The organism is Collimonas pratensis (genome assembly GCF_001584185.1).
Taxonomy (GTDB): domain Bacteria; phylum Pseudomonadota; class Gammaproteobacteria; order Burkholderiales; family Burkholderiaceae_D; genus Collimonas; species Collimonas pratensis.
Genome location: NZ_CP013234.1, coordinates 1,463,322 through 1,476,924 on the forward strand (window position 1 = coordinate 1,463,322; position 13,603 = coordinate 1,476,924).

Consider the following 13,603-nt stretch of genomic DNA (forward strand, 5'->3'; position numbering starts at 1 on the left):
GTTAGCTGGCCACGGAGCATGAACAGCAGCAAGTCGAAGAAAATCAATTCGACTCTGACCCCAATTGATTAAAAAACGCCGAAAGAGTCGAGCCATGAACCCACTACGAAAACTATGCTGCCTTGTCCTTGCACTGACATGCCTCGCAAGCACGGGCGCGGCGAATGCTGAACCTAAGCCGATCATCAAGATCGGTTACGTGGAAGGCTGGTCCGACAGCGTAGCCACGACCTACGTCGCGGCGCAAATCATCAGGCAGGATCTCGGCTATGAAGTCAAGCTGATCCCGGTGTCGGCCGGCCTGATGTGGCAGGGGGTGGCGCGCGGCGACCTGGATGCGACCATGTCGGCGTGGCTGCCGACGACGCAGGGCGCTTACTATGAAAAGCTGAAAGACAAGGTGGTCAATCTCGGCGTCAATTATCCTGGCGCCAGGATAGGACTGATCGTGCCTGCTTATGTCAACGTCAGCAGTATCGCTGACTTGACGGCGCAGAAAGCCGCTTTCGAGGGCCGCATCGTCGGCATCGATGCCGGCGCCGGCGTCATGACCAAGACTGAGCTGGCGATCAAGGAATACGGCCTCGACTATAAACTGCTGCCAAGTTCCGGCAGCGGCATGGTGGCCGAACTGGAGCGGTCGATCAGGAACAACAAGGCGATTGCGGTGACCGGATGGGTGCCGCACTGGATGTTCGCCAAGTGGAAACTCAAGTTTCTCGACGATCCGAAGAAGGTCTATGGTGAAGCCGAGCATGTCGACAATATCGCCAATCCCGGCCTGGCAACGAGGGCCAAGCCGGTGAATGACTTGCTGAAGAATTTCTCATGGAAGCCGGGCGAAATCGACAGCGTCATGCTGGCGGTGGAAAACGGCGCCAAGCCGGAAGCCGCGGCCAAACAGTGGATTGACGCCCACCCGCAGCGAGTCAGCCAGTGGCTGCAAAAATGAACGCTTGCGGGTGCGCGGCCTTATTTGGCTGCGATCACTTTGATGCGTTTGACTTCCAGTTTGGAACTGCCGAAACGTTCCTTGTCAAATTTTCCCTCAAGTTCGACGACTGTGTTGGCATCGATGACCTGATCTTGCGGAAAATGCTTAGCTGAAATGTCGGCTCGAATTTCGCCGCTGGCGTCAGCCAATACATAATGGTCGCCGCCGGTATGACGCACGAGCTTTCCCGTCAGGGTCACATATTGATCGTCAACGCCATTTGCCAATAATTCTTTGGCCGTCATGCCTGGCACGGTCGAGGGACCAGCATAGCGGGCAGAGGCTGGCGCCGCGGAAGCGGAGGATGGACCGTTATAGCCTTGAGCAGCGGCGACTGTGGCGGCGCCGGCGAGAATAGTGATGGCGAGAAATTTTCCGATGCGATTCATAATGCGTCCTTTTGGATGAGCTGTGTTTAAGATCAATTCGGTTCGCTGGTGCGCAACCTTGATCGCTATTAGACATCGCCAAGCTTAACGTTATCTTAAGGACTACGAAATGCCTGTGGCGGGCACAGCTATACAGAAGGAAAATCGAGGAACACGCCGAGGCCTTTGCCATCCAGGCCGCTGCCGAAAGATAGTCGGGCGCCATGCAGTTCGGCAATGCGACGGACGATGGACAAGCCCAGTCCGCTGCCTTGTTCGCCACTGCCTAATACGCGGAAAAAGCGTTCGCTCAATCGATTGCGCTGTCGCGCATCGACTCCGGGGCCGTCATCGCAGACGGCGATGCGCAGCAGGCCGGATGTCGCGCTGCATGCGATTTTTACCGTGCTGTGCGGTGGACAGTAACGCAAGGCATTATCGAGCAGGTTGCGCAAAGCAATATGCATCATTTCCGGATTCATCTGCAACTGCTCCAGCTGTGTATCAATGTTCACGTTGATGCGGCGTTGCCTGGCTATCGCTGCATGTGTCCGCCGCAATTCTTGCAGGAAGGGTTGCAGCACTACCTGCTGCCGTTCCAGCTTGTCCGGGCTGGCAGGATCCAGGCGCGCCAGAGCCAGTAGATTCTCGACCAAGGCGGTGCTGCGGTCAATATCGTCGCGCAGTTTCTGGAATGGCGCGGATAGGTCGCTGTGCTGCCGCTGCAGCAGTTGCACATGCATGCGCAAAGCTGCCAGCGGCGTGCGCAGTTCATGCGCTGCATCGGCGGTAAATCTACGTTCGGCTTGCAGCGCATTTTGCAGGCGCAGCAGAACACCGTTCAAGGCACCGACGATGGGGCGCAGTTCGCGCGGCTGGCCGTCCAGCGATACCGGTGTCAGGTCATCTCGCGATTTCGTGGCGATTGCATGAGCGGTGTTGTTAATCGGTTTCATGACACGGCTGACGCAATGCCAGCTGAGAGCGGTCAGTACCGCCAGCAGCAGCAAGACCGGTAACGCAAGGTTTTCCGCCAGTTCTTCCAAGATGTCCAGGCGTTTCTTGAATTTTTGCCCGACCTGCACTTCAAAATGCGCATCCTTGCTGCGCACCACGTAAATACGCCAGCGCTTACCGTCGATGTCGATATTTCTGAAACCCTTGCGATGCTCAAAGCCGGCAACGAAGGGCGTGGCGGGTGCTCTGGCGGTGCGCTGGATGACTCGGCCGTCTATCACGATCTGATACTGGATATCCACCTTGTGCGGTTCGCCGGCGGCGGCTTCTGTTTGCTGCAGAAGGCCGCGTTCGTTGAAGTCAGTGGTGGCCGCCACGATCAGGTTACTGGATTCCTTGAGCGCGTCGTCAAATACGTCGTTGGTTTCATTCCAGGCGATGAACACCATGATGGTCAGGCTGGCAAGCCACAGCAGGGCGCTGGTGCCGACGATAGTCCACAACAAGCGCAGGCGCAGCGAGTGGGAGGGCGCTTTGGCGCCGGGTGGCATAGAGGGCGTTTCAGGCATGTTCATCTTTTAAGCGATAACCGAGGCCGCGTACGGTCACGATCAATCCGCTGCCGAGTTTTTTCCGCAGATGATGGATATGTACTTCGATGGCGTTGCTTTCCACTTCGTCGCCCCAACCATATAAGGCTTCTTCGATTTGCGCCCGCTTGACGATATGCTGTCGGCGCAGCATCAAGGCATGCAATACCGCCAGCTCGCGCACCGTCAGCTGTACCGGCTCGCCGGCCAGAGTCACACGCTTGCTGGCGAGGTCGAGTTCGATCTCGCCATGCTTCAGAACGTTATTAGCCTGCGACGCGTGACGCCGCACCGCGGCGCGGATGCGTGCTGACATTTCTTCGAGGTCGAACGGCTTGATCAGGTAGTCGTCGGCGCCCAGGTCCAGGCCTTCGATACGGTCGGCCAGAGTGTCCCGGGCTGTGATGATGAGCACCGGCACAAGGTCTTTGCCGTTGCGTAAGTGGCGCAATAATTCATCGCCGGAGGTTCCCGGCAGGCCACGGTCCAGCAGCACGCAGTCGTAGCGATGGGTTTGCAGCGCTGTGGCTGCCGAGTCGCCGCGCAGTACCCAGTCCACGGCATAACCGTCGAGCTGGAGCCAGGATTGCACGGTCGCGCCGAGCGAGGGATCGTCTTCTACAAGGAGAATGCGCATGGGCGGAATCCTAGCATGGGTCGGATTAAGCCAGTCTTAAGAACCTGTTTATGATCTGCAGCGAGCGCCCGTCAGTTGCTACTAAACGGCGCGGAAAAACCGGAATGTACTTCAGTACATGAGGATTTTGAGCAGCGTTTAGTGCCAGATCACGGGCGTGCAGTAAGATCATAAACAGGTTCTAAGAAGTCATGGCCGTTCAGCGCTGGCCGGATTGGCCGCGGCCACCTTCATGTCGCCGCCCAGCGCCTGATACAGCTTGACCTGGCTATTGAGCAGGTTGAGATTGTTGTCCGCCACGGCGCTCTCGGCAGAGCGCAGGGTTTCCTGTGCATCGAGCCAGATCTTCAGCGCCACCGACCCGGCGCGGTAACGTTCTTGATAAAGGCTTTCGATGCGCCGGGCCGCTGCCAGCGACTGCGCCAGCCTGATACCTTGCTCCTGGAATTGACTACGTGCGGACAGAGCGATTTCGACGTCGCGCAAGGCCTTGTAGAAAGTCTGGCGGAAGTCGATCGATGCTTTTTCATAATCGACCTTGGAGACGGCGATATTCAATTGCATCTGATCCCACTGCAGGAATGGAAAAGTCAGGCCGGACGCCAGCGTACCGACCGGATTCTGCAGCAGGTTTTGCAGGCTGGTGCTGCTGCTGCCAAGGCTGCCGGTGAGGCTGAATGTCGGGTAGTAGCCGGCGCGCACGGCGTCTGCGTTGGACAGGGTCTTGCGCAGGCGCAGTTCTGCCGCGCGCAAATCCGGTCGCCGCGCCAATAGCTCGGCAGGCAGGCCGGGATCTACCGCCGGCAGAAGGTCGGCAGCGAGGCGGTAGTGTCCGCTATCCTGGGTTTCAGGCGGGCCGTCGAACAGGATCGCCAGTGCGCTGCGGGTTTCCACCATGTCTTGCAGCAGCAGTGTGTGGCTGGCCTGTTGCGACGCCAGCGAGCGCTCGGCTTCCAGTACTTCCAGCGAGGAGACGGCGCCGGCATCGTACTGCACGCGCACCAGCTGCAGGATCTTGGCGACATAGGCGATGCTTTGCTCGCTGAGAGCGATCCGCTGTTCCAGATTGGCGATCTTCCAGTACAGGCCGGCGGTGGTGCCGATCAGCGACAAGGCTGCGCTGTCGCGGTCTTCCGCGGTCGCCAGCGCCTCCCATTGTGCGGCGTCGCGCTGGCTGGCCAGTTTGCCCCACAGGTCCACTTCATAGGCGACGCTTGCGGTCAGCGCTTGGCTGCGGCTGCTGCTCGGCGCGCCGGGCAGGTTCGGCAAAGCGCCGGATGATCCGTTAAGGTTGCGGCTGTTGCTGCTGTTCAGGCTGAGCGAGACGGTCGGATTGGTGGTCGCCAGGCCGGCTTGCAGCTGCGCTCGCCGCACCAGGATGGCGGCTGCCGCCAGGTCGTTATTGCGTACTAGCGCTTGCTCGATCAGCTGGTCCAGTTGCGGATCGTTGAAGTTGCGCCACCAACGGTCATGCAGGACAGTATCGCCGGCCACTGGCTGCGGCTGGTTTTGCCAGCTTGCCGGCGTGCTCAACGCCGCCGGCTGGTAAGGGCTATGCATGGCGCTGCAGCCAGCCAGTATACTGGCGGCGAGCAGGCAGAGGGTCGTGTTGAAATTGCGCATGGGGATAGATTTCATTCTCGTGCCAAGGCCTCGACCGGATCCAGGCGGGCCGCATTGCGGGCGGGTAAAAACCCGAAGATGATGCCGATCAGGGTGGAGCAGGTGCAGGCAACTACAATTGAAGTGAGCGAGTAGTGCATCTGGAAACTGCCGCCGAAGCTGGCGAACAGTACGCCGATGCCGAGCGCCAGCCCGATGCCGAGCACGCCGCCGAGCAGGCAGACCAGCACCGCTTCGATCAGGAACTGCCGCATGATGTCGCCCTGGCGTGCGCCGACCGCCATGCGCACGCCGATTTCCTGGATCCGCTCGGTGACCGAGACCAGCATGATGTTCATCACACCGATACCGCCGACCGCCAACGAAATCAGGGCGATCATCGACACCAGCAGGGTCATGGTGCGGGTAGTCGATTCGATCGTCTTGCGGATGCTGTCGCTGTTCAGGATGAAGAAATCCTTGCTGCCGTGGCGCTGGGTGAGCAGCTTGACGATGCTTTTTTCGGCGGCCGCGGGCGAGGCGGCGTCATTGATGCGCACCGTGATCGATTGCAGAGCAGATTTGCCGATGATGCGCGTCTGCGCCGTGGTATAGGGAACCCACAGGGTCAGGTTGCTGCCGCCACCGCCAAACGAGTTGCTTTCCTTTTTTGCGACGCCAATGATGCGGCTGGGGATACTCCCCAGCATCAGTACCTGGCCGATCGGATCATCGCGACTGCCGAACAGTTTCTGGCGCGTATTGTGATCGATCACCACTTCTTGCAGCTGGTGGCGGATGCTGTCCGGCGTGAACGAGCGGCCTTCCGCCATCGTTATTCCGTACACACGGAAATGCTGTTCGCCGACGCCTTGCAGCGAGGCGCTCACCGAAATATTCCGGTAACGCACGGTGGCTGCAGTGGTGACGCCGGGCGTGGCGCTGTCGGCGTACGGTTGCCGCGCCAGCACGTCGGCGTCGGCCGACACCAGCGTGCGCACCGCGGCTGCCTTTTCATCGCCCCAGTCCTTGCCGGGATAGATCGTGATGTTGTTGGTGCCGAGGAAGCTGATGTCCTTCAGGATTTGCTGGCGTGAGCCTTCGCCCAGCGCCACCACTGACACCACCGAAGCGATGCCGATGATAATTCCCAGCATGGTGAGAAAGCTGCGCAGCCGGTGCGAACGCATGGCCAGCAACGCCATGCGGCAAGCTTCGATCAAGCTGGCGCCGGTGGCGCGCCAGGACGACTCTTGCTGCAGGTCGATCTGCGGCCGCTGCGCACCGGCTGCCGCAGGCTGCGCCGCCGTGCTGCTGCCGCCGCTCTTGCTGGGGCGGTCGGCAATGATTTCGCCGTCGCTGATCTCGATGATGCGTTGCGCATATTCGGCCACATGCATGTCATGCGTGACGATGATCACGGTATGGCCTTCGGCATGCAGCTCTTGCAGGATCTTGATGACTTCCTGGCCGCTATGGCTATCGAGGGCGCCGGTAGGTTCGTCCGCCAGGATCACCTGGCCGCCGTTCATCAGCGAACGGGCGATGCTGACGCGCTGCTGCTGGCCGCCGGACAGCTGGCTGGGGCGGTGGTGAGTGCGATTGGCCAAACCGAGGCGCGCCAGCAGCTCATGCGCGCGCTGCTTGCGTGCCGCCGCCGGCTTGCCGGCATAGATCGCCGGGATTTCGACATTGCTGGCGGCATCCAGGTCGGGCAGCAGATGGTAGCGCTGGAAGATGAAGCCAAAATGCTCGCGCCGCAGCTGCGCCAGCGCATCCGGCGGCATGTCCCCGGTAGCCTGGCCGGCGACGTGGTAGCTGCCGCTGCTGGGGCGGTCGAGGCAGCCGAGGATGTTCATCAGCGTCGATTTTCCTGAGCCGGAGGGACCGACCAGCGCCACCATTTCACCGGCGGCAATCGTCAGGTTGATGTTGTTGAGGACGGTGACGGTTTCTTCGCCGGAGGGAAAGCGCCGATACAGTCCGTTCAGTTCTAGCAAGGCTGGCTTCATGGTCAGCCCATGATCATGGTGGCTTGTTCCTCAGCCGGCTTGTCGCCGCCGTCGCCGACGATCACTTTTTCTCCCGCTTTCAGGCCGTCCAGCACCTGCGCCTGGATATTGTTGATGCCGATCCGCACCTGGCGCGTGGCCACCGTATGCTTGCCGTCCTTGGTCTGCAGCACCTTGACCTGATAGCGGCCATCCTTGCCGCGTTCGCCCAGCGCGGTCGAGGGAATCGTCAGCGCGCCCTTGGCCTCGTTGAGGACGATGGAGACTTGCGCCGTCATCGAAATGCGCAGCTTGTTGTCCGGATTGGGGATATCGAACAGGGCGTTGTAATACACCGGCGCCGCCGTCGCCGCGGTTTTGCCGGTTTTGTCGCTGCCGTCGCTGCTGATCGAATCCGGCGCCGGCTCGACGCTGCGCAAGATGCCGTTGAAGCGATGGTCGGGATCGCCCAGGATGGTGAAGAACACCGGCTGCTGCGGCTTGACGCGGATGACGTCGGCTTCCGACACCAGCGCTTTCACGGTCATGGTGTTCAGTTCCGCCAGGATGATGATGGTTGGCGTCAGCTGGGCGGAATTGACGGTTTGTCCTTCCTTGGTGACGATGGACACGACCTTGCCGTCCATCGGCGCGGTGATCTTGGTGTAGCCGAGGTTGAGCATGGCGGTGCTGACGGTGATCTTGGCCTGTTCGATCTGCGCATTGAGCGAATCGATATCCGCCAGGGTCGATTGCAGCGTGGCTTCCGCGGTTTCAAAGTTTTCACGCGAGCCGGCCTCGCCTGCCAGCAAGCGCTGCTGGCGCGCAAAATTCGAGCGCGCCTGCACCAGGCTGGCTTGTTTGGAGCGCAACTGGGCGCGTACCTGGCTCAAGGCCGCCTGGGCGTTTTGCAGCGCATTCTGCTGGGTCAGCGAATCGATCTCGGCGACCAGCTGCCCTTTTTTTACTTCCTCGCCCAACACTACCTTCAGCGATTTCAGCTGGCCGGATACCTGGGCGCCGACATTCACTTGCTGCAAGGCTTCCAGCGAACCGTTGGCCAGCACCGTATCCTGGATGTCGCCGACGGTGACCGGCGCGGTCAGGTATTGCGGTTCTTTGCTGCCGGAAAAGAAATGCTGGTAGAGGCCAAAGGCCAGCAATAAAAGTAGCCCTGTGGAAACAAAGTAGACCAGGGATTTTTTTTTCAATAAACGCATGATGGGAGCCCACGGATTGCCGGATCGCCATGTTCCTCCGCTCAAGATCAAATGATGAAATAAAGAGTAGAGAAAATGGCACTATGTTGCATCTTAGCATCCGGGGTCCAGCCATGGTCCAAATGCGGCTAGCGCATTGCGCATGGCTGTGCATCAGAAATCGCGGCGGCGCAAAAGTTCCCTTGTGATAAGCATGCGCTGCCGGTTGTCAGCGCGTTTCCTTTGCCGTTACTATGGGCTCACGCCGCGCTGGCAACGTACCGGTTATCGGCCTTGTATCACATTAAGAGGATGCTTATGGATCTGCTTATACGGAATGCCTCGCTGCCGAACGGCAGGACCGGGGTTGATATTGCTATTGCCGGCGGCCGCATCAATGCTGTCGGCGTAGCGCTGGCGGTCGTCGCCGAGCAAGAGATCGATGCCGGCGGCAACCTGGTGACGCCGCCGTTTGTCGACGCCCATTTCCACATGGATGCCACGCTCAGCTACGGCCTGCCGCGCGTCAACAGTTCAGGCACATTGCTAGAGGGGATTGCGCTATGGGGCGAGCTGAAGCCGAAGCTGACCCAGGAAGCGCTGGTGGCGCGCGCCATGCAGTACTGCGACTGGGCGGTGGCGCGCGGCTTGCTGGCGATCCGCTCGCATGTCGACATTTGCGACGACCGCTTGCTGGCGGTGGAGGCGCTGCTGCATGTCAAGCGCCGCGTCGCACCTTACCTGGACCTGCAGCTGGTGGCGTTCCCGCAGGATGGCTTGCTGCGCAGCCCGAATGCCTTCGCCAACCTCAAGCGCGCCATTGCCATGGGCGTCGACGTGGTCGGCGGCATTCCGCATTTCGAGCGCACCATGGCCGAAGGCGCAGAGTCGATCAAGCTGCTGTGCGAGCTGGCCGCGGAAAAGGGCTTGCGCGTCGACATGCATTGCGACGAATCGGACGACCCGATGTCGCGCCATATCGAAACCCTGGCCTTTCACACCCGGCGGCTGGGCCTGCACGGCCTGGTGGCGGGCTCGCACCTGACCTCGATGCATTCGATGGACAATTATTACGTCAGCAAGCTGCTGCCGCTGATCTACGAAGCAGGTGTGGCGGCGATTGCCAATCCACTCATCAACATCACCTTGCAAGGCCGCCACGATACTTATCCGAAACGGCGCGGCATGACCCGCGTACCGGAACTGCTGGCAGCCGGCATCGAGGTCGCCTTCGGCCATGACTGCGTGATGGACCCCTGGTACAGCCTGGGCTCGGGCGACATGCTGGAAGTGGCGCACATGGGTTTGCATGTGGCGCAGATGACAGGACAGGAAGCAATGCACGCCTGTTTCATGGCGGTGACGGAAACGCCGGCGCGCATACTCGGCCTTGGCGGCTACGGCTTGACGCCTGGCTGCAATGCCGACCTGGTGGTGCTGGACGCCGGCTGCACGGTGGAAGCTATCAGGCTGCGCGCCGGCCGCCGCTATGTGATCCGGCGCGGCAAGGTGATCAGCCAGTCACCGGCGGCGCAGGCGACCCTGAGCTTGCCAGGGCGGCCGGCGGCGCTGGATTTCCGCCTGCACGCCGCCTGATTGGAAAGCCGTCAGAAGGTTGTAGTCCGTAGGGTGGGGCACCTGTGCCCACGCAGTCGTGCCGCGCTAACGGTGGGCAAGAATTCTTGCCCACCCTACATGCCAGGCCGGCAAGCCGTCAGAAGGTTTTAGTCAAAGACAACACCAGCGTGGTGGCCAGCGGATTGGAGACCTCCGCCACGCCGGCGGAGTTCAGGACGCCGGTGGTGTAGCGGTCATAAACGCCGTTCTTGCCCCAGCCCTTGGTGACTGCGCCGGTGACTGACCAGCCGCCGTCGAAGGCTTTGGTCAGCGCCACTTTGCCATCCTGGAAGCTGTAGGCGGAAAAATTCCTGACCCGTTCGTTACCGTAATGCAGCAGCAAGCTGTAGCCGCTGCCGAGATCGAAAGTGCCGTTCAGGTCGAGGTAGCCGGAGCCGCGGCTGTGCTGGCCTGTGCCGATGCCGAGCGTGGCGCTGTTGTAGCCGAAATAGTCCGGCGTGTAGGTCAGCCAGTATTTGACGTTGAACCATTTATAGGTGAGCGAGGCGACTGCTTCGCCATAGTTGTACTTGGTGTGGGCGAACGATGCTTCGGCGCCAGGGTAGACGTAGTAGTAGATCTGCCCGGTGTAAGTCAGGTCGCCGGCGCTGCCGGTATAGCCGCCATACAGGTCCCACTCGACCGAACCATTCTCGATGAAATGATCGCTGACGCTCGACATCCAGGTGCCGGCAAACAGGCCGCTCGGATGCGCATAGTCGACGCCGCCCTGTATCGCCGGCTTGCCCCAGGTCTGGCGGAAACCGCGCGAGACGTATTGCGAGGCGATGGTGACGTTGGCGGTGAACGGCGATGCCGGGGCAGCGGCGGCTGCTGGGGGCGCCGCGGCAGGCGCACCGGCGCTGTCGGCAGTCTGGGCCAGCGCCGGCAGGTGCAGGGCGCAGGCCAGCATTGCCGCCAGCCATGGAGTTAGCCTGATGCTATTGAATTTCTGAAACATGTCTACTGCTCCCATTTGAATGCGTTTCCATTTTGATATCAATCGCATTTTATGACGATTGCCGGCGATTGCTGCAAATGGAAAACGAGACTGCATGAATGCGGCGGCAGTCGAACCGCTGCCGTGCCGTTGCGGTAACCAGAGCCTGCCGGATTACCTGGCGATAATTATTGTCCCGGTGTCCAAACGCAACTCCCTGCAATTGCGACTAAAAACGATGGAATTGCGACATGCCGCAAGCAAGCGGGCGGCCACTAGTCATGGCACGACACGTGCTTCGTCGTTTTTGAATAAGTGCTTGTCGTAAATCGTCATTCGGTCCAAGACCTTTGTCGCGACTATGTCATTAACTTAGGACGAAGTTTTCCCACGATCGTGATGCCTGGACCGATGTCGCTGCTGCTTGTCTTTCCTGCTGTGCTGCACATACACTCTGCAGCAGTGGATTTCAAACAAGCGGGCAGCGACCCCAGACCCGCACGCTAGCGACCCGTTGCAACAAGGCATTGTCCGGACAGCAACTGATCGCATGCACTATCAGGAGACAGGTAATGAAGTCTGCAAAAGTGGTAGTCGACCGTTTGTACAAGGTCTTCGGCAACAATCCGCAACTGGCCTTGAGCATGCTCGAAAAAGGGCATTCCAAGGACAAGATCTTCGCCGAGACCGGGCAGGTGGTCGGCGTCCAGAATGTTTCCTTCGAGGTGCAGGAGGGCGAGATCTTTGTCTTGATGGGACTGTCGGGTTCCGGCAAGTCGACCCTGATCCGCCTGATCAACCGCCTGGTTGATCCTAGCGCCGGCAATGTCGTGGTGGATGGCCAGAACGTGGCGCAGATGACGAATTCGCAATTGATCAAATTGCGCCGGCGCGACATGAGCATGGTGTTCCAGTCGTTTGCGCTGATGCCGCACCGCACCGTGCTTTCGAACGCGAGCTTCGGCCTGGAAGTGGCCGGCACCGGCAGGAAAGAGCGCGAGCGGCGCACCATGGCGGTACTGGAGCAGGTCGGCCTGGCGCCGTTCGCCAACAAGCTGCCGTGCGAACTGTCGGGCGGCATGCAGCAGCGGGTCGGGCTAGCGCGGGCGCTGGCGGTCAATCCCTCGCTGATGATCATGGACGAAGCGTTCTCCGCGCTTGATCCGCTCAAGCGCAAGGAAATGCAAGACGTGTTGCTGGACTTGCAAAAGGAACAGCAGCGCACCATCATCTTTGTCTCGCACGACCTGGAAGAAGCGCTGCGCATCGGCAGCCGTATCGCCATCATGGAGGGCGGCCGCCTGGTGCAGGTCGGCACCGCCCAGGAAATCATCGACAACCCGGCGGAAGAATATGTGCGCGCATTCTTCGACGGCGTCGACACCAACCGTTACCTGACCGCCGGCGACCTGATGCAAGCCAACGCCGTGCCGCTGGTGGCCTCCGCCAGCGAAGTGCATGCGAATGGCGATCTGTATCAGCGCAGCCGCTCCGACTTCGCCTTCGTGGTGGATGGCGCGCGCAAGGTGCAGGGCATCGTCGCCACCCGCCGCCATGCCGACGCCAGCGGTAATCTCCAGGCCAGCGGCATGGACCGGATCGAGGTGATCCATCACCGCAGCAACCTGGAAGACGTGATGGACAAGCTGATCGTCAGCCGCTCGCCCTTGCCGGTGGTGGACGGCGACGGCTGCTATTGCGGCGCGATCAGCCAGGCCATGGTACTCAAAGCTTTGTCCACATCCCGAGGTTCGCATGTCTGAGCACCTTCCGCTGGGACGCTGGGTCGACCAGTTCGTCCATTACATCCTCGATAAGCACGGTAACAGTTTCGACAGCTTCGGCAACGCCATCAGCTGGTTTGCCGAATCTATAGAGCACGGCTTGCAAGTATTGCCGCTGTGGCTGCTGATGGGCTTCTTCATCGCGCTCGGCGTCTGGCGCGTCGGCTTCAAGTTTGCGCTGTTCACCGTGGTGTCGTTTTTCGTGATCTACAACACCGGTTTCTGGGATCAGACCATCGTCACCCTGGGGCTGACCATTTCTTCCACCCTGATCAGCCTGGCGCTGGGGATTCCGGTCGGCGTCTGGGCCGCCAAGAGCAAGCGGGTGGCGATGATCGTGCGGCCCATCCTTGACCTGATGCAGACCATGCCGGCTTTCGTCTACCTGATTCCAGCCGCCATGATGTTCGGCCTGGGCCGGGTGCCAGGCATCATCTCCACCGTGATTTTCGCGATGCCGCCGGCGGTGCGCCTGACCGCGCTCGGCATCCGCCAGGTCAACAATGAAATCGTCGAAGCCGGCCAGGCCTTCGGCTGCACCAGCTGGCAGCTGCTGTACAAGGTGCAGTTCCCGAACGCCCTGCCTTCCATCATGGCGGGCATCAACCAGACCATCATGATGGCCTTGTCGATGGTGATCATCGCCTCGATGGTGGGCGCCGGCGGTCTCGGCAACGACGTGCTGGCCAGCATCCAGCGGCTAGATATCGGCCTCGGCTTTGAAAGCGGACTGAGCGTGGTGCTGCTGGCGATTATCCTGGACCGTATCACCGAGAGTTTCGGCCGCACCCCGGAAGCCGGCAAGGTGCAGCGCTTTTTCCGGCTGCGCAAATGGTTCCGCAAGAGTCCGGCGCTGGCCACCGGCTAGCAACGGCATGGGCAACTTGAGCAAGTTTGCAGCAACGTGATCCGGGCGCTGGAAAT

The 13,603-nt window shown here is 60.5% G+C and carries 11 protein-coding genes; 4 read left to right on the forward strand and 7 right to left on the reverse strand.

The window, feature by feature from the left end:
- Window positions 1-94 precede the first annotated feature (94 nt).
- Window positions 95-952, forward strand: a complete 858-nt coding sequence (locus CPter91_RS06660) for a glycine betaine ABC transporter substrate-binding protein (protein ID WP_061938588.1) — start codon at window positions 95-97, stop codon at window positions 950-952.
- Window positions 953-972: 20 nt separating this feature from the next.
- Here the strand turns inward: CPter91_RS06660 and CPter91_RS06665 are convergent, their stop codons facing one another.
- The 6 genes from CPter91_RS06665 to CPter91_RS06690 all read right to left on the reverse strand — a co-directional run bounded on the left by CPter91_RS06665 (window position 973) and on the right by CPter91_RS06690 (window position 8,359).
- Window positions 973-1,383 (reverse strand): YgiW/YdeI family stress tolerance OB fold protein, encoded by a 411-nt coding sequence (locus tag CPter91_RS06665; RefSeq protein ID WP_061938591.1) that lies wholly within the window; start codon window positions 1,381-1,383, stop codon window positions 973-975.
- Window positions 1,384-1,511: 128 nt separating this feature from the next.
- Window positions 1,512-2,888 (reverse strand): ATP-binding protein, encoded by a 1,377-nt coding sequence (locus CPter91_RS06670; protein WP_061938593.1) that lies wholly within the window; start codon window positions 2,886-2,888, stop codon window positions 1,512-1,514.
- Entirely contained in the window at window positions 2,881-3,546 is a 666-nt protein-coding gene (locus CPter91_RS06675) for a response regulator (RefSeq protein ID WP_061938596.1), read from the reverse strand. Before CPter91_RS06675 ends, CPter91_RS06670 begins: the two co-directional genes overlap by 8 nt.
- A gap of 189 nt (window positions 3,547-3,735) precedes the next feature.
- Window positions 3,736-5,184, reverse strand: a complete 1,449-nt coding sequence (locus tag CPter91_RS06680) for an efflux transporter outer membrane subunit (RefSeq protein ID WP_061938599.1) — start codon at window positions 5,182-5,184, stop codon at window positions 3,736-3,738.
- Entirely contained in the window at window positions 5,181-7,160 is a 1,980-nt protein-coding gene (locus CPter91_RS06685) for a MacB family efflux pump subunit (protein WP_061938602.1), read from the reverse strand. The genes CPter91_RS06680 and CPter91_RS06685 overlap by 4 nt, the downstream gene beginning before the upstream one ends.
- A gap of 2 nt (window positions 7,161-7,162) precedes the next feature.
- Window positions 7,163-8,359, reverse strand: coding sequence for an efflux RND transporter periplasmic adaptor subunit (locus CPter91_RS06690; RefSeq protein ID WP_061938607.1), 1,197 nt, complete (start codon window positions 8,357-8,359; stop codon window positions 7,163-7,165).
- 297 nt (window positions 8,360-8,656) lie between these two features.
- Here CPter91_RS06690 and CPter91_RS06695 point away from each other — a divergent pair, with 297 nt between their 5' ends.
- Window positions 8,657-9,934 carry an amidohydrolase family protein gene (locus tag CPter91_RS06695; protein ID WP_061938609.1) on the forward strand — a complete coding sequence of 426 codons (1,278 nt, stop codon included), beginning with the start codon at window positions 8,657-8,659 and terminating at the stop codon, window positions 9,932-9,934.
- 118 nt (window positions 9,935-10,052) lie between these two features.
- Here the strand turns inward: CPter91_RS06695 and CPter91_RS06700 are convergent, their stop codons facing one another.
- Complete coding sequence (locus tag CPter91_RS06700) at window positions 10,053-10,916, reverse strand: TorF family putative porin (protein ID WP_061938612.1); 864 nt, start codon at window positions 10,914-10,916, stop codon at window positions 10,053-10,055.
- Window positions 10,917-11,467: 551 nt separating this feature from the next.
- Between CPter91_RS06700 and CPter91_RS06705 the strand changes: the two genes are divergently transcribed.
- Together CPter91_RS06705 and choW are read left to right on the forward strand one after the other, a co-directional pair.
- Complete coding sequence (locus CPter91_RS06705; protein WP_061938616.1) at window positions 11,468-12,658, forward strand: quaternary amine ABC transporter ATP-binding protein; 1,191 nt, start codon at window positions 11,468-11,470, stop codon at window positions 12,656-12,658.
- Window positions 12,651-13,547 (forward strand): choline ABC transporter permease subunit, encoded by an 897-nt coding sequence (choW, locus tag CPter91_RS06710; RefSeq protein ID WP_061938619.1) that lies wholly within the window; start codon window positions 12,651-12,653, stop codon window positions 13,545-13,547. Before CPter91_RS06705 ends, choW begins: the two co-directional genes overlap by 8 nt.
- Window positions 13,548-13,603 lie beyond the last annotated feature (56 nt).